Origin of the sequence: Collinsella ureilytica (assembly GCF_019795105.1) — a bacterium.
GTDB lineage: Bacteria > Actinomycetota > Coriobacteriia > Coriobacteriales > Coriobacteriaceae > Collinsella > Collinsella ureilytica.
On the sequence record NZ_JAIMFO010000005.1, the window covers coordinates 306,987 to 330,014 of the forward strand.

Below are 23,028 nucleotides of genomic sequence, written 5' to 3' on the forward strand. Positions count from 1 at the left end.
GGTTACTATTAGTACATTTATTGCCCGACAAGCACAGATTTGACGCGAGGTGCGGGCAAAAATGCTCCTAACGACACCAAAATGCACGCTCTCATCCACGCGAGCCCAGGAGCAAGAAGGCGCAAATAGTGAAACGAGCAGAAAAAACGTGTGGTAACAGCGTTTGCCATTACCACACGTCTTGTTCGGTTGCACTCATGTGTTTTTGAGTGCATATGCTTAATAGCGAGGAGGAGCGCTGGCTACTCCTTGCTGCACATCTCGCTTACGAGAGGTGCCCCTTCTTGCGGCGAAGCACTGCAGCAGCTCCAAGAACGAGTGCAGATACGCTAGCAATACCGCCTACCAGAGCAAGGCTTTGGTCTCCGGTCTGTGCAAGGCGACGCTTTGACTTGCTCTTTGTCTTAGTCGTCTTCGGGTCAGTCTTGCTTGGAACCTTCTCCCACTTGGCATAGATGGTCGTATCGGCCGTGATAGGTGCCTTGAAGTCGAAGGGAGTCTTCAGCTCTGCATCCTTGAACCAACCAGCAAAGGTGTGGTCGGCCTTAGTAGGAGCAGCAGGCTCTTGTGCGAGCTTACCTTCCTCAACGGTCTGAGCCTCGACTGCTGTGCCACCGTTAACCTCGAAGGTCACGGTATAGGTCTTAAGAGCCGGAGCTGGAACCTTATCCCACTTGGCGTAGACGGTTGTGTCGGCGGTGATGGGAGCGGTGAAGTCGAAAGTATGCTCGAACGCTGCATCGGCAAACCAACCAGCAAAGGTATGGTCGTCCTTAGTAGGAGCAGCAGGCTCCTGTGCCTTGGCGCCTTCCTCGACGGTCTGAGCCAGAATAGGTGAGCCACCGTTGACCTCAAAGCTCACGGTGTACTTTGCCGGCAGTTTCTTAAAGCTTGCCGTATACAGCGCATCGGCCGTAACCTTTGTGTCGCCACTTGGCAGGGCAGGAGCCCAGGCATCAAACTCAAAGCCATCATTGGCCGCTGGCGTAGGCAGCGTGATCTGCTTAAACGGAGCATCCTTGCGCACTAAGAACGAAACGCCCGTCTTGTTTTGGCCAAAGCTGCCGTTTGCGGCGGTCTTAAAACCAACTACAACATAGTCTCCGCGAGTCACAGGATGGGTCTTGTTGACCTTGAGGAGGGTCTCGGCAATGTTAGGATCGCCTGGGTCGGCAGGATTGTTCATATCAGTTGGCTCATACGGAATGACCATCGGAGCGGTCTTGATCGTATAGCTACCCACAGCAGAGCCAACTTTGTCGTTAGCATCCAGCCTGGCCATCATGGCATCGTATTTATCTAATTTGTCGACACGTTCGCCTTGCTTATCATAAATTCCAGCAAATAAAAAGCCGTCTTTTATAGAATAAAACTTTTGATTCGTATAAGTTTCACCGGCTTTTTCTGCAGCAACACGATCAAACGCTTCCTCCGCATAAGACCAACGTTTCTGCAGTCCATTACCTACGAAATGCATATACACAGTAGGTAACGAAATAGACTCTACGCCATCATCACCGGTGAACTGATATTTACGCGCAAAGACCGGCGTGATTACAAAATCAATCTCAGTCTCACTCACAACCCAAGACTGAATATTGTTTGCATCGTACTCTCTCCCATCAAAAATGCGATGAGGAGATTTAGTCAAGCTCTGCACAGACTGACCAACTACAAACTTGTATTGATCCTTATAGGCATCTTTGATCTTCAGCCTGCATGCACGAGTGATGCGGAATTCGTCAGAGTCATACCACCCGTTCTTAAGTGGCCATAATAGTGCATCTTTTGCAAATTTAAGCTGCGTATCCCTACCGTCAACCGTCCAGTCGAGAATACGAGAGGTGTCCGGCACAAGCTCAAGGACACCCTCAACACCTGCACCTCCCCTTTGCGAGTCGGTATACACCGTAAAGTCTGACCACGTTGGCGCTAAGTCGTTCACGGTTTGACCAACAATTGGATAGAACGTGGTGAGATTATCTGCGGTAACAACGGGACGAATGCCGGTAATTACCTTTTGCTCCTGATCGGGAACAGAGCCTAAAGCGGCGGCTTGAGCAGAAGCTTGCCCAGCAGCCTCTTCAGCATACGCCGCTGAAGTGAGAACAAGCGCCATAGCTGGAACCATCAACACACTCGCGACGATGGCAGTTATGAAGCGCCAACCCCCCCCCAGCTTGGTTTTAACAGCTGCGTTCATATGGAGTTCCTTTCTCCACAGCGTGGTACGTGTCTACCAAACACAGACCTCGAGCCCACGGGAGCTCAAAACCAGATGCCCGATTTACAAACACTCGGAGTACGCACTGACCACGCTCAGGAGCGCTGAGGGCGCGATCCTCTTGTAAGAGGCATCGTGCGTATGGTAGCTACTACGATTACTGCAGTTAAATACTGCCACGGGGTGTAATCAAAAAGAGTTTTTTCAAATTAACTTTTCAGAATATAGGCAGGATTGCGAAGTGATATTCGGCAAGCGGCATGTTTATTCAGGTGGTCGTATTGCTATGCAACTCTCGTATTAAAAGACCTAAGAACGTGCTGGTGAACCATGGCAAAAGGGGCATCAACCTGCATTGATGCCCCTTGCAAAGACGCACGTGTCTTGTGAATCACACGTACTCGAACGTGCCCTTATCGAACAGCTCAATATCCCCTACCCGGCAGAACTTAGAGCGGAAGCGCGGTCATCTGCGTGTAGGTGCGCTCCAAATATTCACGATCCAAGCCATAGAGACCCTTGGGATCGCTACCAAAGAGCTCCATATTCGTAATCATGTCCCGGGCGTTTGCCTCTTCCTCGCCTTGCTCCTCCACAAACCAGTCGAGCATACGCATGGTGCGAATGTCTTTCGCCTCGCGCGCCACCTCATAGCATGCGTGGATGCAATCGGTAATATGGCGCTCATGCTCAAGGCCAGCCTTCAGGGGTTCTAAGTCATCTGAGAAAGACAGGTTAGGCTTGGCAATGGCCTCCATCGTGGGCACGTAATCGTTATCCAGCAAATAACGGCGGATTGCCATGGCATGATCAAGCTCTTCCTTCACCTGAATCATGTACCAGTTCGCAAAGCCCTTGAGTCCGCGCTCCTCGTAATAGTCGGCAAAGGTGATATATAGATACGACGAATAGAGCTCCTCGTTAATTTGTTTCTCAAGCGCTTGCGCAACCTTCTCGTTCATAGACATAGCCTCTCCCTTCGGGTTGACGAGATTCACCCACCATTGCATTACAGCCCTTATACCCAACGAGTCGAGCTATTCGCACGGCATTACGAGCGCTCCTCAAGATCACCCGGCGCTTAGGACGAATTTCCGTACAATTTTGAGAGCGGAGGTTTGTTATGAAAGTGAGCTATACCCAAGAGCAGAGAGCAAAAGCGGTAAAAGTCTATAGAAAGACTAAGTCTTTCGCTCAAACAATACGCATACTTGGTTACCCTTCACGTCACATATTGTTTGACTGGGTGAAACATCCAAATCCTAAACCAAAGTCTAAGCAGCCTAGAACGCCAGCAAAAAGATATAGCTGGCAGCTCAAAAGACTCGCTGTTGCAAAGGTCATAAGCGGGCAAGACATAAAAGAGATTGCCTATAAGCTCGGTATCGTGAGCTACGATGCCCCTTCCGCCCTGATTAATGCCTACTTTAAAGATGAATCAGGCTCACCCGTGGAAGAGGTAATTGCCGACGTACTCCCCGGGTCTGAACAGCGCATCTATCTAGATAACTTCACCGCTATCAAGCAGTTTAAAGACTATAAACCCAATGCCTTCTTCTATGGTTCCGATGATACAAGTTTAGGCAAAGTACGCCTTTTCACCGATAAAGATGGTCGTCAGTTCATATCCTTTACTGCCGAGCGCAATGCCGACCTGGATATCCAGTATGTACCGGGCAAAGATGATCGTCATGCACCAAACGCAAGTGGTGTTCACACTGAAAGCCAAAGCGACAACAAACCCGATACAAAGAATGAGCAGAAACCTATAGACACATCGAAAGATCAGGAGCAGAAAAAGAATGGACAAGAGCCGATAGATATGTCGGTAAATCAGAATCAGACACACGATCAGCAGCAAGAACAAACAAGCAAAGACAGGAACAAAAGCAGCTGAAAACCCAAGATCTGGGCAACAACAAGAAACCCCGCCGTCATCTTCCTCAAACAGGAGATACTGCTTTCGTTTTGACAACAGCAGTAACCGGATTCTCTTCGATAGGCCTGCTCGGTGCTGCACTTCGCCGTCGTCAATAAAGAGATAAGCTTTTGCATCTTTGCTCTGTTTGCACATCGCCGCTACTTAGCAGCGCTGTGCAGCAATCGATAGGTTCAGCTTCAGGAACGTAACGCCGCCGCTAGCAGCGCTGTGCGACAATCGGTCGTATAGCGTCGAGCGGCGGTTTGCTTATGCCGATACTATTTCCATCCTGGAATCAATAGTGTCTGTGTGCTGAATCACGTGTGTTTTGAGTAAGACAGTATGGTGGACATGTGACGCATGTCGAGTTCAAGCAGATTTTCAGCGGTTGAGGGGTTTAACAAGACGTTGGATGGTTAAATCGAACGAGTATATAGCTTAAATATTATGCGCTGTGGCTGCAAGGTAGCAATTACTCATTCCAGCAGACGCTATGATGAGCATGCAGCTGTCCGTTACCTAATGTAAGATATGAGCTCGACAAAGATAAGGCCAAGTAGAGTATGTGTGAAAAAGAAAAAATGCAACATCAAAAGCTCTATAACGCAAATTATGATAAGAGCCTAAAAAAGAACGAATACGATGCAAAACTCTATGTCAAGAGTATAACCGGCTCCCTATTGAGGATCTGGATATCCGCCGTCAAATGTTAAAAAGAATTCTTGGAAAAACGGGTAATAATATTCAAATTGAACCGGACTTTTGGTGTGATTATGGCTACCAAATCGAGGTCGGTGAAAACTTTTATGCCAATCATGATTTGGTGATCCTTGATACAGGCGGTGTCCGTTTTGGTAACAATATTTTCATTGCACCTTTTTGCGGATTTCACACATCAGGACATCCGATTGATTTTGAACGCAGAAATCAAGGATTAGAATACGCCTATCCCATATGTGTCGGAGATAACGTGTGGTTTGGTGCAGGTGTACAGGTTATGCCGGGAGTGACCATTGGCAGCAATGTTGTAATTGGCGCAGGAAGTATTGTGGTAAAAGACATCCCCTCAGATAGTGTCGCGTTTGGTAACCCATGCAAGACGATACGGAAAATAACGGATGATGATAGACAGTCAAATTGGAGCCGCTAAGCAGCCCAGATTTTGTCCGCATTTCAAAGGAAATAGTATTAGGCGAAACAAGCAGAGATCGCAAACACATCATTGTATGCGCAGGCGATATTTTTAAGAAAACAAGTCTTGAGAATTACCGAGCAGCATTATTGCAAGGAATCACCTCGACATGATGTAGATTCTGCACCTTCTAAGATACGTGATTAGCTATAGGGAATTTGCGAATGGTCTTACAACCAGCATATTTTTCAAAAATGGTTATACACCAATATCTGAAGAAACCGTGGCTTTTATGTCCTGGCAAAAATAAAGGGACGACCTTCCCCCACAGGAACAGAACAGCTCGAATCGATCGCCTGCAACGTAACGAAAAATAAGCAAGTGGCGCTTAAGAAAGCAGTAAACTATGCGTGGAATTACCCTTACGTTATCGGAAGACATGAGATAGGTTTCCCTACTACCAGCGCCGCACGGAGCATTTCACCCCGATACAGCATGGCTTTTCCGGGAGCTTCTATCACAGCATCAGAAGTTACGTACACACCGTGATACCCCTAAACCATGGAGCACGGCAGTAAATCAGACAGGCGGTATTATGCTGTATCCCAAATTAACAGAATCAAGGACGCCTGTAGACTTAGGCGGAATGTGGGATTTCAAAACAGATAACGGAGCTATATCGGTAGGAGAAAAACTCCAAGATGCCATTTTAATGACCGTGCCCGCAGCATATAACGATCTCACCGAGTCTGTAGAGCTGAGAGACTACGCCGGTGTTGTTTATTATCAGAGAACCTTTTGTGTTCCTAAGAGTTTAAGAACTGAGCGCATTGTACTGAGATTCGCAGCAATAACTCATAAGGCAACGGTGTATTTAAATGGGCAAGAAATCACCCGGCATAAGGGTGGATTTTTGCCCTTCGAAGTGGAAATTACCAACTTCATTCAATGGGGAGACAATCTCTTAACCATTGCCGTTGATAACACCATCGATAAATTCACGCTTCCTGTTGGAGACGAGGACGGTAATGGCATGCTTTCGGTTTTTGGGCCGGAAAGCACAAAACGCGCAAAGAGCACAAAGAAAAGAACAATCCAAATTTTGACTTCTTTAACTATGCAGGCATCATACGACCGGTCAAGCTCTATACAACTCCTAAAAAATATATCGAAGACATTACGCTTGTATCAAAAATAGACGGCACAGACGCCAAGATCACCTATGACATCCAAACCGTTGGAGATGGACCTGTATTCATTGAAGTTTATGATAAAGAAGGGGGAAAGGTTGCTGAGGCTACCGGTAAGCAGGGCGAATTAACCATCACCGATGCCCATCTTTGGGAGCCGCTTGCTGCTTATTTATATGATGTAGTTGTACGATTTGAAGACGATACATACACGGAAAGATACGGTATCCGAACAATCGAAGTTAAAAATGGCGCATTTTTAATCAACTCAAAGCCGTTTTACTTTAAGGGCTATGGCAAACATGAAGATACCTTCCCAAATGGAAGAGGCATCAATCTTGCCATGAACCAAAAAGATATTTCCCTTATGAAATGGCAACATGCAAACTCATTTAGAACCAGCCATTATCCTTATAGCGAAGAGATGATGAACCTCTGCGATGAAGAAGGCATTGTGGTTATCGATGAGGTTCCCGCTGTTGGCATTCATTTGAATTTTGGCGGTGGCGCTCATTTTAAATCCGGAGAAAAAGTGGGGACATTTGACCCGGTTGAAAAGGGCGGAATCAGAACGTTTGAGCATCATAAAGAAGTGTTGCGCAACGTCATTGCACGTGATAAAAACCATGCCTGTGTTGTTATGTGGTCAATTGCAAACGAAGCTGATTCATCCGCAGAAGGAGCCTACGAATACTTTAAGCCTCTCTATGATCTGGTGCGCGCCCTTGACCCACAGAAAAGACCCCGCACGATCGTAAGCGTTCAGATGCAAAACTATAAGGACGATATCACCTCGAAGCTTTCTGATGTCATTTGTCTCAATAGATACTATGGATGGTATTTCTCGGGCGGAGATTTAGAAGCGGCAAAAGAGGCAATGGCTGAAGAGTGCGCATACTGGGACAGCCTGGGCAAACCTTTTATGCTCACAGAATATGGCGCTGATACCGTCATGGGGCTTCATGATACTGTCCCCACTATGTGGACCGAAGAGTATCAAGTTTTGTATTACAAAATGAACCATGAAGTAGTCGATGCTTGCAAAAACTTTTGCGGAGAGCAGGTATGGAACTTTGCAGATTTCGCAACAAGCCAAGGTCTTATGCGTGTGCAGGGAAATAAGAAGGGGCTCTTTACACGAGATAGAAAACCAAAGCTTGCTGCCCATTATTTTAAAGACCGCTGGGAGCATTTAGGTAAGTAAGCACTTTGTATACCGTGTACTCTTGGGTATACTTTCTCGAACGGCGCGGATTATCCACCCGCGCCTTTTCTTTTTCTGCTGTTTCCCGGTATACAGTGCAACCCGAACAAAGGATCTTATGCGCACATACGAAACGAAGGAAGAGCTCAAGGAAGCTATACGGACAGCCTTCGAGAAGTACATCAAGGAATTTGACCACATCCCTGAAACTCTCAAGGATACGCGCGTACCCGAAGTAGACCACACTCCTGCAGAGAATCTTTCATATCAGGTAGGGTGGACAACCTTGCTGCTCAAGTGGGAAGAGGACGAGCGTAATGGGCTTCACGTACAAACGCCATCAGATCAATTTAAGTGGAATCAATTAGGAGAGCTCTACCAGTGGTTTACAAACGCCTATGCTCATCGAACGCTTCTCGAGCTCAAAGCGCAGCTGCGCAACAACATTGAAGCCATCTATGAAATGATCGATTTATATCGTGACGAAGAATTATTTAAGCCACACATGAGAACCTGGGCCGATGAAGCGACAAAAACAGCTACCTGGGAAGTGTACAAGTTTATTCATGTGAACACCGTAGCGCCCTTTGGAACGTTTAGAACAAAAATACGAAAATGGAAAAAGCTCGTTTTGTAAACGAATTGAACAAAAGGGCGTACATGAGCGCCCAACCGGTCGCCATTAATCTTCACCGCTAACGCTTGCTGCCACCCGTTGGTTTCAGCAAGCGCTCACCACACCCCAGCATGCACATCCTTGTCTCATGCTTTGCAGCCGCAGCGAATATGAGCCTTCTCCCGCATGTGTAACGCACAACCCTACGCGCTCTATGTAGCACCAACCCTTTATGCCCACCATAACGTACAGTCCTTCATGCTCAACATAGCGCATGCCTCTCCAAGATTAAAAACAGTATTGACAACATCCAATAAGTTTCCTATCTTTTACTTTTTAATAGACGCATGCGTCGGTTGGAGCCATATGCGCGTGGTAAAAACAAAGTCAGAACGTAAGGAAGAAATTTTAGAAGCAGCAAAAACCGTCTTTTTGCGAAAAGGCTTTGAGGCCGCAACGATGGAAGACATCATTGCTGAAACTTCCCTCTCTAAGGGAGGTTTTTATCACTATTACGCAAATACAACAGATATTATGCATGATCTCATGCTTCAAGGTATTGCCTATCGTATCGATATTATTTCACATACCATCCCCGACGGAGCTACCTGGGATGACGAGACTCTTATTAATATCTTGGTCGACAAGTTTCTCGATGAGAGTGACCTCATGAGCCTCTATGTGATTTACTTACAAGCCTCGTATAAAAACCATGCGCTTAAAGATCTTTTTGAGCAGCTCAAACAAGAAAATCGCTCTATGTTCGAAAAACGTTTTGGCGCTCAATCTCAAACCGAAATGAACCTCTTTTATTCAGATCTCTTTCTCAATCTACTCAACACCATCATGCTAGGCGCTGAAATTCTTGACGCACGCGAGAGCTTTCGAAAAAATCGTCCATTTTTTGTATCCATGATGCGCCTTGCCCTCACGTACGCACGAGAAGATCGAATAGTTACCTGACGCTTACACCGCTATCCAGCGCTAAAGGCCGCCGGCATTCTGCAAGCGAGCACCTCTTACGCTCAGATGATGTTCTGCTCGCTTACGACGCGCAAACCCCAACAGAAAGGAATCGATATGGACGCGTATAAAAAGATAAAAAGCTATGTTCCCGGGATGGGGGGCGTATTTGTTGTAGCTATGGCGCTGATCATCATCTCATCAGTAGCCCTCATTGCTGAGTATCAGGTTATTTATGCATTTCTTGAAGAAATTTTGATAGGTGCACACCTCGAAGGTCTTACATTTTTAGCAACCATCTTGGTTTTGTATGCCACCGTATATACCTTGACATATTTCGCTGGCGCCATGGCAACGCACTTCATTGCATTTCGCCTTGAGGCAAATTTGAAGAAATCCGGAATGGATGCTCTTCTTAATGCGCCGTTTTCATTTTATGACAAATACCCATCAGGAAAAATTCGTAAGATTCTCGATGACAACACGGGGCTTACCCACACCAGCGTCGCACATCTTCTTCCGGATTTAGCAGCGGTACTCTTTATTCCACTTTTCGGCTTGATTTTGGCAGGAATCATTGATTGGCGCCTCTGCGTATTTATGGTCTTTACCGTCATTGTCGGAGCTTTTATTGGTAAAAAGATGATGGGCGAGAGCGCATTTATGGGCGAATATATGAAAGCTCAGGAGGATATGAGCTCCAACGCCATTGAATACGTCCGCAATATGAGCGTGGTTAAAATATTCAACGCCAACGTACGCTCTATGAAAAACTTCTATGGCTCTATCAGCCAATATGCCGATAAAGTCTTGCGCTACAGCATGTCATGCCGCACGCCTTATGTTACCTTCCAAGCGTTCTTTAACTCGATCTTTTTACTTCTCATTCCCCTCGGCTTTTTCTTTATTAACCAAGGGGAAGACCCCATCATGTACCTCAACAAAGCAATTTTTTATGTTCTATTCTGCGGTATTTTGTTCGTCGCCTTTATGAAGGTTATGTACGTCGGCATGCACACGTATTTAGCACAATCGTCTATCGAAAAAATCGAAGGCCTCATTGCTGAAATGAAAGAGGAATCACCTGAGACCGGCACGCTTGCAGAGCCCTCATCTTTTGACATTGACTTTAAAAACGTATCCTTTGCCTATGAAGACGAGAAGATTTTTGAAAACTTTTCGCTTCATTTGGACGGCGGAAAGACCTACGCCTTGGTAGGCTCCTCCGGCGGCGGAAAGTCCACTCTGGCAAAACTTATTGCCGGATTTTACCAACCCCAGGAAGGCGAGATCCAAATTGGCGGGCACGCCCTCAGTGAGTATTCCGAGCAAGCCTTAACTTCTATGGTTGCAATGGTTTTTCAAAATGCGCAACTCTTTAAAACAACCCTCTACGAAAACGTACGTATCGGCGATCCGAGCGCCACGCGACAAAGCGTTATGAATGCCTTGCAGCAAGCTCGCTGTGAGGAGATCCTTAATAAGTTCCCCAAACGTGAGGATACCCTCGTTGGAGCAACAGGCGTACATCTTTCCGGCGGTGAAAAGCAACGCATTGCCATTGCGCGTGCCATACTTAAAAATGCCCCTATCATTGTTTTAGACGAAGCGTCAGCAGCCGCTGATCCCGAGAACGAATACGAAATTCAACAGGCATTTACCAACCTTATGAAGGGCAAAACGGTCATCATGATTGCTCATCGGCTTTCGAGTATTCAGAAGGCTGATGAAATTCTGGTTATTGACAATGGCCATATCCTTGAGCGCGGCAGCCATGAAGCCCTTATGGCGCAAGGCGGGCGCTATGCCCATTTACAGAGCTTATACACACAGGCAAATGAGTGGAGAGTCGCATGAAAATCCTGCAAAAGACGTTTTCATTAACCGATCATGGCGCTCGTGGCATGACCATAGCATCCATCGCGTCTTTTTTCGTAAACATTGGCTATATGGCCTGCATGATTCTCTTTTTCTTCTTTGCACAAGATATTTTAGATGATGGCATGTTGAGCTCTTTGTCGAACTATCTCATTGCAATCGTTGCGGCAGTTGCCTTCACCTATCTTGCCTTGGACTGGGAATATCGTGCTACCTACAACTCAACGTATATGGAAGCCAGAGACTTACGCATATCCATCGCAGATACCCTTAAAAATCTTCCGCTTGGTTATCTTGCCCAGCATGATTTGTCGGATCTTGCCCAAACGATGATGCAGGATGTTCTTGATCTTGAGCACGCCTTTTCTCATGCCATTCCCCAAACTTTTGGAGCGGGTGCGTTCCTTTTGCTTATGATCATAGGTATCTTCTTCCAAAACGCTTGGGTCGCTCTGGCAATATTTGTACCATTTGCTCTAGCGGTTGGCGTGTGCTTGTTCTCAAAGTCCTATCAGAAATACTGTGCAAAACGCTACTTTGATGCTAGGAGAAAGAATATCGCCATTCTCCAAGAAGCCATTGATATGCAGCAAGAAATTCGTTCCTATAATTTGGTAGACAGCAAGCGCAAACAAATTCACGAAGCAATTGATCAAGCCGAAAAGCTACAAATGAAGCAGGAACTTGGTCAGGGTGTTCCAGTTTTATCCGCGCAGTCCATCGCAAAGCTTTCACTTGCCTTAACCGTCTTAGCGACAGCGTGGCTCCTCATACAGGGCGAGATGAACGCCCTCTTTGTTATCGGATATCTCATTGCCGTCACACGCATGCTCGGCGCACTTGAAGGTATCAGTATGAATATCGGAGAGCTTTTTCACATTGACGTGCGCCTTGACCGCATCAAGGAGCTGAAAGCCACCCGTATTCAAGAAGGCGAACCCACTACGTTTGAAAACTATGATATTGAGGTTAAAAATCTATCTTTTGCCTATGGAGAGCGCCCTGTTTTAGAAGATGTTGACTTTTGTGCGCAGCAAGGACACGTCACCGCTCTCGTAGGCCCTTCCGGATCTGGTAAAACAACCATGATCCGTCTTCTGTCGCGTCTGTACGATTACGATCAAGGCGTTATTACCCTTGGCGGTCACCCACTCAAAGCAATTGCTCCCGCATGCCTTTATTCTCAAATTTCAATGGTATTTCAGGAGGTCACACTCTTTAACGGAACCGTTATGGAAAACATTCGGATTGGGCGACAAGACGCTACGGACGAAGAGGTTATACAAGCAGCGCGTAAGGCGCATTGCGAAGAGTTCATTCTCAAACTTCCTGAGGGCTACCAAACCATGATAGGAGAAAACGGGAGCAAGCTCTCAGGAGGAGAGCGGCAGCGTCTGTCTATTGCCCGTGCCTTTCTTAAGGATGCACCTATTCTGTTACTTGATGAGATTTCGGCGTCGCTGGACGTTGAGAACGAAATGGCAATTCAGAAAAGCCTGAACGAGCTGATAAAGAATAAGACCGTCATTATCATTTCTCATCGTATGAAATCCATTGAGGATGTAGATCAGATCGTTGTTTTTGAAGAAGGTCGCATCAACGGCGTTGGAACGCATCAGCAGCTTATGGAGAGCTCAGATCTGTACCGTCGACTCGTTGAAAAATCAAGGCTTACTGAAAGCTATGTGTATTAATACGAGCATCTATACGAAGCTTTGATTCGTATTGTTTCTGTGCACGTGGCCAAAAGCTGTAGTGTACCTGTAAGAAAATGTGTCGTGTGCACAATGCCATGTACACGCAAGGTCACGTGCAAGCACTGTAACTGCAGGCAATGTGGCATGTAAGCAATGTGGTTCGTGAGGGTTCACAAGCACCGCGGCTTGTAGGGATTCACACGCGGTGTCACGTGCAGACAACGCGGCTCGTAAGCGACACGGATCACAAGAAAGTGACGTGCGCGCAATGTCGCTCGCAAGTAATGCGATGCAAGCAAAGGTAGCAACACAAACAATCCCGCCTCCAAGCGCACAGCCTGAAGGCGGGATATGCATTGAACTTCTTTACTCTGAGACAAGCAGGTTAGCGGTTCTCATCATGCTTTTTTGTACGCTTCGAGGCCATCATGCCTGCAGAGGCAATAAAGACACCAACAGCAGACACATATGCATACAGCTCAGATCCATCAAACGTCTGGGGAAGATGAGCTGAACTGCTCTTTTTGCTCTTTGCTGAAGCCTTCTTCATATATTTCGCCTGCTGAGCCTGCTGGGAAGCTCGCAAGGCAGCTTGCTTTGCGGCTTGCTCCTCTTTTTCCTGCGCAAGTTCGGCCTGTGCATGAGCGAGTTCGGCAGCTGCAAGATTATAGGCGGCTTGCGCATCTGCAACAGCGCGTGCAAACGGCGCATGAGCAGCCTTTGCAGCCTCAAGCGTCTTCTGCGCCGCGAGCGCCTCATTCTTGGCAGCATGAGCAGCAGCTGCCAGCGCGGCGAGGCTTTCAGGAAGTCCGTCCACAGCACCAGTTTCAATGGCCTTCTTGAGATCAATGGCGCGAAGCACAGCGAGATCTGCCTGAGGTTTTGTGACTGCCTTTTGAGCATCGCTCAGAGCAGCATCAGCCTTCTTCTTGCCTTCTTCTGCATCTTTGAGTTTTGCTTCGGCGTCTACAACGTCTTTCTTTGCCTGCTCAGCCTCTTTACGAGCAGCCTCAAGGTCGCTCTGAGACCGGGTAAGACTGTCTAATTTTTTCCCTGTATGCTCAAGCTTTTCCGTTGCAGCAGTAGCGTCGTTTTGTCTTTGAGCTGCAGTGGTCTGCGCGTCCTTGTAAGCATCCTCAGCTTTCTTTTGGGCTTGTATGGCTTCATCATGCTTTTGTTGAGCCACAGGAAGCGCGGCCTGAGCGGTCTCAAGTTCGGTTGTTGCTTTCTTGAGTTCCGCCTCTGCATCTGCAACAGCCTTGGTAAGCTCAGCAAGTTTGCCATAAGTCTTATCGAAGTCATCTGCCAGCTTCTTATGCGCTGCTGTCTTGGCATCTGCCTCTTTTTTCGCAGCGTCATAGGCGGTTTGTGCTTCTTGAACCTTTGTATCGGCGGCAGTCTTTTTAGCTTCTGCCTGCTGAGCCTCTGTTTCGGCATCAGATTTCTTGGTTTCTGCCTGAATCACTTGTGCATCAGCGCTCTGTGCAGCTGCAAATGCCTCATCACGCGTCTTTTGCGCAGCCTCTAATCCAGCTTGTGCAATTTTTTCATCTGCAGCTTTCACGGCAGCATCGGCACGTGTAAGTGCCTCAGCAGCATCCATTGCCTTCTTTTGGGCTTCAGCAACCTTCTTTGTCGCCTCATCAACCTTCTTCTGAGCCTCAACAACCTTGGCTTGAGCTTCCTCGGCCGCCTTTGAATGTGCAGGATCGGTCTTTGATAGGCTGTCGACATACTGATTATACAGCTTTTCGAATTCATCGACGGTATAGGCCTTTGCCTGCTTACCATCTACCTGCTCAGTACGTTCAAAATCAACAACAGCGGTAACAGGGAATTTATCGCTGTAGGTTGCAACACCAAAGCCCATAACCTTGTAGTCAGTCGCAACTATATTGTAATAGTGCCCACATGTACTAAAGTCTGCGCCCAGCTTTTCAAGCTCTGCCTTGTTTGCCGTGTAAAACGCATGCACATCCTTAGGGGCAATGGGGCCTTTGCCCATCTTTGCCACCGCGTCATCGAAAATTTTCTTTTCGTTCTTTCCGCCCTCTACCCATTGCTTTGTAAAGTTCGCATTTGTGCTTGAATTCCATGCAGCATTTTCATTTCCAGAGTGAGGTGAATGTCCCAGTACGTTGGCAGAATAATTTGCATCTGATTGTGCCCTGCCCATCAATGCAAGCTGCACCTTAAGCGGTTCAAGACCAACTTCCTGACGATATTGATTTAGCAACTTCATTTGCTCAAGAGCGGGCTTCATATTGGCAATTGAGGTGGCGTCTTTTGGATCGCCAACATGTGTGTACTGCGCGTTAGAGGGCGATTTTGTTTGTATATTATCGATAGCGGCCTGAGCAGAGTGTGCATCATCTTGCCCTGAAGCGGCGTTGTCTTTTACCCATGTATAAAAATCAACTGCGCTCTTTTTAGCAAGCTCTTCCGGAGCTGCCGGCGTCCCTTGTTTCTTGAGCTCCTCTTTTGCCTGAGCAAGCTGTTGCTCAGCTGCTTTTTTACTATCATCAGCGGTTATAAGAGCCTCGTCCGCTTGCGTCTTTTGCTCACGTGCTGTTGTTTGCTCTGTTTCAGCTTTTTTCTTCTCTTCACGTGCGGCAGTGTCCGAAGCTTTTGCCTTCGTGAGAGCCTCTTCAGCAGCGGTAAATGTTTTGTCTGCCTGCTGCTTTTTCTCGTCTGCCGCCTGAGCATCAGCGGTTGCTTTTGTAAGGTTATCCTTCGCCTGCGTTAGCTTTGTTTGCTCCTCAGCCTGAGCAGCTTGAGCGCTGTCAAGCGCTTCTTTATCCTTTTGAGCCTGCGCCTGGGCTGCATCAGCAGCCTCTTTTGCCTGGCGAACCTTACTCTCCTCAGCTGCGGCCTGCTTTTGATCGCCGGGGACTTTGGCAAGCTCCGTCTTGGCTTTCTCAAGATCACTTTGAGCCTGAGCCTTGCTCGCCTCGGCCTTTTTCTGAGCCGCTGTTGCCTCATCGAGATTCTTGGTCGTTGTCGCAAGCTCGGCGTCTGCTGCCTCTTTTTGAGTACGAGCGGTTTGCTCTGTCTCACGTGCTTTCTTCAACTCAGCCTGCGCTGCATCTGCGCTCTTCTGCGCCGCATCGCGCTCACGCTGAGCGGCGTCGATTTGCTCGGATGTAGCAGCCTTCTTCTCCGCCTCTTTAACCGCAGTTTCCGAATTCGCCTGCGCTTTTTGAGCAGCGCTCAGTTTTGCAGTGGCGGATTCTTCCTCAGCAGCTGCCTTTTTCTGGGCATCATCCGCAGCCTTGAGGGCTGTGTCTGCTTTTTGAGCAGCTTTGGCTGCTGTATCTATTTGAGCATCTAATGCATCTGTGGCTTGCTGCTGTGTCTGGGCAGCTTTGCTTGCTGCCGCATCTGATGCCGCTTGTGCTTTTTCTTGAGCTTTGCCCGTTTGCTCAGCAGCTGCTTGAGCGTCTGCAAGCTCTTGCGCACGCTCCTTCTTTGCCGCTTCCGCCTTTGCAACGGCATCGGCAAGTTGTTGTGCGGCGTCCTGCTGAGCCGTGGATGCTCCCGGCTCACCGCCCAGTCCCGCTGAAACCGGGCTTGCTCCTGCGTGAGAATCCTGAACAGCTGAAGCCTCCATTGCCTGAGCGGAGGTATACGGCCTTAAGATTGACCCTGCAATAAGAGCTGTTACTGCAGCTGAAGCCGCAACGCGTCGAAGCGCCACATGCCTTTTCTGCGGCGTCTCTTTTAGATGCTTGGGCTGATACGTTGACTTCATATCATCAAACTCCTTCCAGATAAGAGCACGAGTAAGCGAGCACAGGATACCCACTTACTCACTATCAAAGAGCGGATCATCTCTTTAGATGATGTAATGCGTCGCTTTTCTTCATATTGCTAAACTGTGGATGGATTATATACGCTGTATGCATATGTTCTATGCGTACACGGACAACTTTTTGAAGATGCCCACAATCTTTTCTGTTGAAGCGATGTCAGAGCCCGCTTTCTAAGAATATGATTCAGTTTTACAATTGTTGGGGACAGTTCCTTTAGCTCTAAATCAAAAATTGATCCTATGAGGCAAACAAAATCACACCACATACTGCAGCGCCTACAACAGCACCACGAACACCACCGGTGGCATTACCGACAATAGCAGCGCATCCAATTTCGAAGAAACACGTGGAAATTAGTGGGATAACCACTGTTGAGGAAATGCCCATAGAACCGGTAATCAGAATCGTCAAAATAGATGTGATCATGGCAACGATAAGCCCGATCAACAGCGCATTGGGAGCATACGGGAAAATTACTGGCACATCCAAGGCAGGAATGGCATCAGGAACAATCTTTTCAGCGATTCCTTGAAAGGCAGGAACAATTTCAGCAATAAGCATACGAACACCCTGAAGCATAATCGTTATACCAACGCCGAAATAAATTACATGGGTAAAAATATAAGTAAAAGCTCCTGTTTTCCCTTCAGCGTAACCCCACACTACAGCTGGATCCTGCCCGTTGGCAACCAGAATAATGTACATAACGATATAGGTAACTCCAATAGCAAACGAGCCTGTAATGGCAATCTCTCTAAGAAATCCAAGCGACTTGGGGAAGCTCAATTCTTCAGTTGAGTGGCGCTTGTTACCAATAAGGCCTGAGATCGCAGAAAGGCACGTTGTTGGATGCCCAATAGTAAATGAATCATCTCCAGTAACCTCCTTCACAAATGGACGCATAAGATTTGGAAAAACTACCATATATAGTGCAGTAAATACTGCTGCCAAAGCTATGAGTTTTATTCCAGAAAGACCGGCATCCACACCAGCCGCGATAAAAACCAAGGGAAACCAATACAGCATATGCCCGGTTAAAAATATAGACTTCCATTTAGTAAAACGGGCTACCAAGATGTTAATAGCAAACGCTAAGATCATAACAATACCGATTTCAGTGCCATACTCAGCACTGATATTAACTGTCGTAGATTTAACTGCCTGAGGCATAATGCTGTTACATGCAGCGGAGATTCCATCAATTGAATTGCCAGTAATAAGGGACGTACCTGTTGAGAGGACGAAAAAACCTACGCCCGTCATGACTGTTCCTCGAACAACCTCAGTGACCGATTTTCTCTGTAAAATCAAACCAATCATAGCGATAAGTGCGATAAAAATAGCACCTTGCCCAAAAATCTCATTGATAATGAAATTTAGAATTGTATCAATTCTTCACTCCTTCTACTGACGAGCAGACTCGAGATATGCCATGACCTTTTCTTCTACTTCTTTTTTGCTCATGAAGTTATCGAGCTCAACTATTGGGACTTTTGCACGATCTTTGATACGCTCACCGAGCTCCTTGGAGATAAAAATGACGTCGCACTCGTTTGCACAACACGAAGCCACATCACCACAAAAAACTTCAATATCGATGTTTCAGCCTAAAGCGCACGCTTAGGTAGATTCTTATAAACACCCTGCTTATGACCAATCCGAACTGCCAGAATAGTGAGAACTTCATCCTGTATCTGGCCGAGAATCCTATATGCTCCAACACGCCAACGCCATCCGCACGCCGTTCCTTGAAGCTGTTTTCCACCATGAACCATTCTCGGATTTTCACATCCGTGTAGATGCTCATGAATCCAAGACAAAATCATGAGACGCTGCTTCTTCGGTATGTTACGGAGACTCTTTACAGCTGGTTGCGCAAATTCAACTTTGTAGGTCACTCGCCCATCATAGCCATACGCATGACCTCTTCCATTGAATACGTCACGCCATCATCTTCAGCCAGAGCTTCTCGATATGCTTGAAGATCAGCTGCTTCTTCGACTCTTTCAAGCGAGCTTTTCCGGACAAACTCAGAAAAACTTTCTCCCATAAAGTCGGCGCAGGATTTGATCCAATCTTTTTCCTCATCTGTAAACCGAATAGCAGTCGCCCGCATAGCCATATGCCCTCCACCCTTCGTACTACGATGTAGTACGAAGATCTTACCACAGAGGCTCAAGAGCAATATGGCAGCATCGAGGGTTCATCAGTACAAAGTGCCCTCTTGAAATAGTGCTTTCTGTTAGGAAGCTCTGAAGTGAAGAGACTCCTTCGAGTGAAAGGACTGATGAGCGATGCTTGAAGACGCTGCACCTGTATGTCAAAGGGGCCTCCATGAGTGATTACCCGTGCTTGACCAAGGTCGCTGCAGGACAATGGGGTAGCCGAGGCCGCCAGAGGACAACCGAAACCACATGATTCATTTGAAATGAAAAGCGAAAAGGCCGGGCGATAGAGGAGCCCGACCTTTTATAAACGACTGGTGCGGCGTACAGGATTCGAACCTGTGACGTTCTGATTCGTAGTCAGACCCTCTATCCAGCTGAGGTAACGCCGCAACACAAGAGATATATTCGCACGCGTGCAGGGGTGCGTCAAGCATCTTTTTTACAAATTGCCGTCTGTCTCCATCGACTCCCCTCATTGAGCCATCTATCTAGGCTGAATTTCGAACGGTGGCACGAATATCTTGCAGCGTGCGATCCGTAGTGTCTTTGCCTGCCTACATACTCGCCCATACGGCCGAGCACAAACGAGCAATCGAGCAATATGTCGCTGCTATTGGGCATACTATGAGAAGTTCGCACCGATTTGGAAGGAGGGGTTCTATGACTGATCGATCAATCGTTGAGGTACCACTTTTGCCTCGCCCCGATCGGCTTCCCCGCCTTCCTGGCCAGCCAAAAGATACAACCTATGTGCTCGTCAATAACATCTGTCCTCAGCCTCAAGACTCCTTGGGTTACTTGGCGGAGCGAATCGATCCTTTTCACGCTCGCCTCATTGCATGCCTGGCAAAAGATGGTCGAGTGCTTGCGGTTACTGAGCCAGTTGAAGAATTTCCCGAGGTTGCCGGACTCCTCATTGCAAAAGAGCACGACAACGGGAGTGGCGGGATCTATCTTGCTGTACCCGGAATCTCAATGACCCGTGTTGGTGCCTACGAAATAGATCCGCCCGCCGGTTTTCGTGAAGTGACCCCGGACAAAGGGTGCAATCGTTCTCAGACACTTCGTCCATTCATTGCCTCGCTCTATCTTCGTTATCTGGTTTTTCCAAACGAAGATGTACGATCCTCAATTCCTGTCTCCCTGCGTGCTCACGAGATCGACGCCGAGCTGAAGCAGCCGCTTGATACGCCGGTAGAAATCTTTGAGCATTTTAATGACACGCCGCTACCAGACGCGCTTGAGGCTCTGCTTTTTCGTCTCAAAACGGCACAGCAGCTTTCCGGAATTGAACAGTTTGCTTTGCGACTCTTTGCGCATACCGACCTGAACCAACTCCGCGAAATCGCTCTGCGCGCCGATTTGCAGCTTGCACGCATCGAACGCACGCGATCTTTTTACCTCAAGCTTGATCAAGAAAAGCTCAGCCCTGCTGATCTGACCTTTCTTTTTGCTCTCGAGGCTACGTTCAACCGAATTTCACGCGTACTTGATGCAATGGGAGCCGGTCTTGCTCCAATTACTGCGTCACCAACCGAAGCGGCCTGCATCGCAATCGATAAGCGCGTGCTGAGCGATGTGGGAAGCTCCTGCCGAAAGCTCCTCGCACGCGCGTTTGAGCCCAACCGATGGGCAGCCCCGGTCAATCCAAGCGGCTATACCTGTGAGGCTGGTGGCGAGTGGGATGTACGCACACGGCTTGCATCCACCTGCGAGCATTTGAACCTCGTCTTTAGGCTGGAATACAATTTCCGCTTCCACGCTGCAAAAAATTTGATAGGCATTCAGTTTATCCAGCCTGATGTACAGGCCATGCAAGCCTGGTCGTTTGATGCTGCCACCAACTCCTGGCACGATCTTGAAGTGCCGACACGCGAGACTATGGCACATGAGATGGCAGCGCGCATGGCGCTCGTTTTAGCTGCGGCATGCTTCTCGTCCGGAGCAACGATTGAGCGCTGCGCTGTCCAGATGCAAACGACGTCGCTCAAACCAGCCCGATCTTTTAGCTTTGAGCGCGGCGCATTCGTCTCTGACTGCCTCTCTGCCTCAGACAATCTTGATCGCTTCTCATTAGTCGATGCCAATGCTTCTCACGTCTTGGCTCCCTTTGAAGTTGCTCACGACCACCCTGATCTTGATGTCTTGCGCGTGCCAGCACCTGGCCTCGCAACTCCTGCTGCCGCCGATGAGCGCGCTTTACCCTCTGACCTACAGCGACTGCTTCTTGCAGACACCGCTCAAGAGCTTGCCATCATGGATGGCGAAGATGATCCTTGGATGCTCAGGCTGCAGCAAACGCGCTCACGAGAATCTCAGGATTTAGACCGTGCAGGGGCTGAATACGCAAGGATTATCGAAGAGATTCAGGCAAGCTGTGCTGCTAAGGAGCTTCTTGCAAGCCGCCCGCTCGTGAGCCGATATGCAGATGAACTCTGGCAGCGCATGCTTATGGGATACAAAGCCGAAGATCCTGATCTCAGAATCTATCGCCTGCCGCATGCTCTCTTTGAGGCACAGCTGAGCCTTACCAACCTCTATGCACACGCTGGCAGAACAGATGATGCCATCCGCGAAGCACGTAATCTTTTGGATATAGCCCCTGTATCGAGCCGTGCGCACTTCAGCCTCATCAATCTGCTTGCCTATGTTGGCCGCTTTGATGAGGTCATTGAGGTTGCTCGGCATGGCATGCCTTTTGCCTACGATTTAGAAGACTGCGCCTATTATCTCTACCGCCTTGCATTTGCACTCTGGACTGAGGGTGATCATACCGGGGCTCTCGCCTGCTATAGCATGATGCCAAATCTTGGTAATGATCTTGATCAAACCGCTCGTACCGAAATGCAGTACCTTTTGAGTGAGATGGGTTTAAGCGAGCCTCCCGCTATTCAGGAGATAAAAGCTGCCCTTGCAAAACGCGGCATTGATGCACCTCCAACCGATGAACTCATTGCCTTTCTAATCGAGGTATCCCAGCGACTTTGCGATGCAGGATTTCACTATCTAGCAGCGCATTGCGTTCTTGAGATGGGTCGTATCATCGGCGACGACGAGCTTGGCGTCGTCTTACGCTCACTCAACTGGTAGTCTCTCGAGCGCGAACGATTTCTACAAACGGGACGCACCGTGCCAGAATTACCTCCTGAAGAGAAAAGCGCTTACCCTGTGCTCACGAGCTCTAGCCCATGAGGAAAATTGAACAACCGCCTCAAGGGAGCACGGGCTCCGCTCGAGGCGCTTATTGCACAGGAAATGCAGCTCGGAAATCCGTGCGCTCCATGTGTGCAGCCGACACAAACGATGGCAAAACACGAACATCCAAATTGGCACACTGTACGAATGAAGCCGTCTGGGTTATGATGCTTGGGCTATACGGAGAGCTGACCGAGAGGCCGAAGGTGCTCGCCTGCTAAGCGAGTATTCCCCTAAAGGGAATCTGGGGTTCGAATCCCCAGCTCTCCGCCAGCGAATTCAACGGCTCTCTGGCTTTTAGCTGGAGAGCCGATGCTTTTGCAAACCCGTGCTAGCAAACTAACGCACAATCGGCGGCTCCTTAACCTCGTAGCCAATATTGAGCCTGCGCAAAAAAGCACGAATATCGGCATCTGCCTCTACACCAGTAAATTCACTCGCAAGAACCGCTGGAAGCTGTGGACTCAAATCAGCTTGTACAAATTCCATGAGCGATGAAGTACCGGCAGGATCAACCAAGGTGGTAACGGGATGAGGAGACTCTTCAAAACACCACTGCGTAAGCGGACCCTCACTCACCCGCATGATTTGTAGGCCTCCCTCCCGCGTCATCGCGCAATCAATGCGCAAAGACTCCCCGTCTTCCGAACTCTCGAACAAAACTGCAACTTCTTGGAACACCTGCATTTTGCTCCCTCCTGTGCCTTTTTCTTATAGTCATTCTATCATAAAAAGCGAACATGTGTTCGTATATTTTTAGTATTCTGAAGAAGGTGGTAGGAGAAGATGATGCGTCAGGCTCAGCCTTGAGATGCCTCGTTCGAGCTTCCATGCTCGGCCTGCCTATACAGCGATGTGAGTCTCGGTTGTAAGGGCTGCTTACGGTGTCGTACCTACTTATACAACACTGGATCTCTCGATCTTGAAGCGCCTAGTTCGAACTGCGTTACTCGACCTGCTGAAACGGCAACGTGAGCTTCGATTGTAGGACTGTTTACGTTGTCATGCCTACTCGTGTGTTGCCAGAG

The 23,028-nt window shown here is 48.1% G+C and carries 17 protein-coding genes and 2 tRNA genes; 11 read left to right on the forward strand and 8 right to left on the reverse strand.

Features of this window, described 5'->3' with window-relative positions:
• Nucleotides 1–265 precede the first annotated feature (265 nt).
• Both K6V98_RS04075 and K6V98_RS04080 read right to left on the reverse strand, forming a co-directional pair.
• A complete protein-coding gene (locus tag K6V98_RS04075) occupies nt 266–2,203 on the reverse strand; it encodes an InlB B-repeat-containing protein (RefSeq protein WP_222199247.1) in 1,938 nt (645 codons plus the stop codon).
• Between the two features lie 470 nt (nt 2,204–2,673).
• Nucleotides 2,674–3,192 (reverse strand): ferritin, encoded by a 519-nt coding sequence (locus tag K6V98_RS04080; protein WP_222199248.1) that lies wholly within the window; start codon nt 3,190–3,192, stop codon nt 2,674–2,676.
• Nucleotides 3,193–3,347: 155 nt separating this feature from the next.
• On the opposite strand from K6V98_RS04080, the gene K6V98_RS08675 reads away from it, so the two are divergent.
• From K6V98_RS08675 to K6V98_RS04115, 9 genes are all read left to right on the forward strand, one after another.
• Entirely contained in the window at nt 3,348–4,121 is a 774-nt protein-coding gene (locus K6V98_RS08675; RefSeq protein ID WP_306792738.1) for a hypothetical protein, read from the forward strand.
• Between the two features lie 11 nt (nt 4,122–4,132).
• Nucleotides 4,133–4,261 (forward strand): LPXTG cell wall anchor domain-containing protein, encoded by a 129-nt coding sequence (locus K6V98_RS08790; RefSeq protein WP_371734519.1) that lies wholly within the window; start codon nt 4,133–4,135, stop codon nt 4,259–4,261.
• 521 nt (nt 4,262–4,782) lie between these two features.
• Nucleotides 4,783–5,295: a sugar O-acetyltransferase gene (locus tag K6V98_RS04090; RefSeq protein ID WP_442779847.1), complete on the forward strand. Its 513-nt coding sequence runs from the start codon at nt 4,783–4,785 to the stop codon at nt 5,293–5,295.
• 577 nt (nt 5,296–5,872) lie between these two features.
• Nucleotides 5,873–6,475 (forward strand): sugar-binding domain-containing protein, encoded by a 603-nt coding sequence (locus K6V98_RS08685; protein WP_371734518.1) that lies wholly within the window; start codon nt 5,873–5,875, stop codon nt 6,473–6,475.
• Nucleotides 6,403–7,671: a beta-glucuronidase gene (gene uidA, locus K6V98_RS04095; protein WP_371734520.1), complete on the forward strand. Its 1,269-nt coding sequence runs from the start codon at nt 6,403–6,405 to the stop codon at nt 7,669–7,671. Before K6V98_RS08685 ends, uidA begins: the two co-directional genes overlap by 73 nt.
• A gap of 118 nt (nt 7,672–7,789) precedes the next feature.
• Entirely contained in the window at nt 7,790–8,308 is a 519-nt protein-coding gene (locus K6V98_RS04100) for a ClbS/DfsB family four-helix bundle protein (protein WP_222199250.1), read from the forward strand.
• Nucleotides 8,309–8,653: 345 nt separating this feature from the next.
• Nucleotides 8,654–9,250: a TetR/AcrR family transcriptional regulator gene (locus tag K6V98_RS04105; protein WP_222199251.1), complete on the forward strand. Its 597-nt coding sequence runs from the start codon at nt 8,654–8,656 to the stop codon at nt 9,248–9,250.
• A gap of 117 nt (nt 9,251–9,367) precedes the next feature.
• Nucleotides 9,368–11,107 (forward strand): ABC transporter ATP-binding protein, encoded by a 1,740-nt coding sequence (locus K6V98_RS04110; protein WP_222199252.1) that lies wholly within the window; start codon nt 9,368–9,370, stop codon nt 11,105–11,107.
• Nucleotides 11,104–12,822 (forward strand): ABC transporter ATP-binding protein, encoded by a 1,719-nt coding sequence (locus K6V98_RS04115; RefSeq protein WP_222199253.1) that lies wholly within the window; start codon nt 11,104–11,106, stop codon nt 12,820–12,822. The genes K6V98_RS04110 and K6V98_RS04115 overlap by 4 nt, the downstream gene beginning before the upstream one ends.
• A gap of 388 nt (nt 12,823–13,210) precedes the next feature.
• Here the strand turns inward: K6V98_RS04115 and K6V98_RS04120 are convergent, their stop codons facing one another.
• The 5 genes from K6V98_RS04120 to K6V98_RS04140 all read right to left on the reverse strand — a co-directional run bounded on the left by K6V98_RS04120 (nt 13,211) and on the right by K6V98_RS04140 (nt 19,194).
• A complete protein-coding gene (locus K6V98_RS04120) occupies nt 13,211–16,576 on the reverse strand; it encodes a CAP domain-containing protein (RefSeq protein ID WP_222199254.1) in 3,366 nt (1,121 codons plus the stop codon).
• Nucleotides 16,577–16,874: 298 nt separating this feature from the next.
• Nucleotides 16,875–18,029, reverse strand: a complete 1,155-nt coding sequence (locus K6V98_RS04125) for a PTS ascorbate transporter subunit IIC (RefSeq protein WP_371734521.1) — start codon at nt 18,027–18,029, stop codon at nt 16,875–16,877.
• Between the two features lie 215 nt (nt 18,030–18,244).
• Nucleotides 18,245–18,535 carry a type II toxin-antitoxin system RelE family toxin gene (locus K6V98_RS04130; RefSeq protein WP_222199255.1) on the reverse strand — a complete coding sequence of 97 codons (291 nt, stop codon included), beginning with the start codon at nt 18,533–18,535 and terminating at the stop codon, nt 18,245–18,247.
• Nucleotides 18,532–18,759: a type II toxin-antitoxin system RelB family antitoxin gene (gene relB / locus K6V98_RS04135; RefSeq protein ID WP_306792739.1), complete on the reverse strand. Its 228-nt coding sequence runs from the start codon at nt 18,757–18,759 to the stop codon at nt 18,532–18,534. The genes K6V98_RS04130 and relB overlap by 4 nt, the downstream gene beginning before the upstream one ends.
• A gap of 358 nt (nt 18,760–19,117) precedes the next feature.
• A tRNA-Arg gene (locus K6V98_RS04140) sits at nt 19,118–19,194 on the reverse strand.
• 271 nt (nt 19,195–19,465) lie between these two features.
• On the opposite strand from K6V98_RS04140, the gene K6V98_RS04145 reads away from it, so the two are divergent.
• Nucleotides 19,466–21,895, forward strand: coding sequence for a tetratricopeptide repeat protein (locus K6V98_RS04145; RefSeq protein ID WP_222199256.1), 2,430 nt, complete (start codon nt 19,466–19,468; stop codon nt 21,893–21,895).
• 287 nt (nt 21,896–22,182) lie between these two features.
• Nucleotides 22,183–22,273, forward strand: a tRNA-Ser gene (locus tag K6V98_RS04150).
• A gap of 66 nt (nt 22,274–22,339) precedes the next feature.
• Here K6V98_RS04150 and K6V98_RS04155 read toward each other — a convergent pair.
• Nucleotides 22,340–22,687 carry a hypothetical protein gene (locus tag K6V98_RS04155; protein ID WP_222199257.1) on the reverse strand — a complete coding sequence of 116 codons (348 nt, stop codon included), beginning with the start codon at nt 22,685–22,687 and terminating at the stop codon, nt 22,340–22,342.
• Nucleotides 22,688–23,028: the final 341 nt, after the last annotated feature.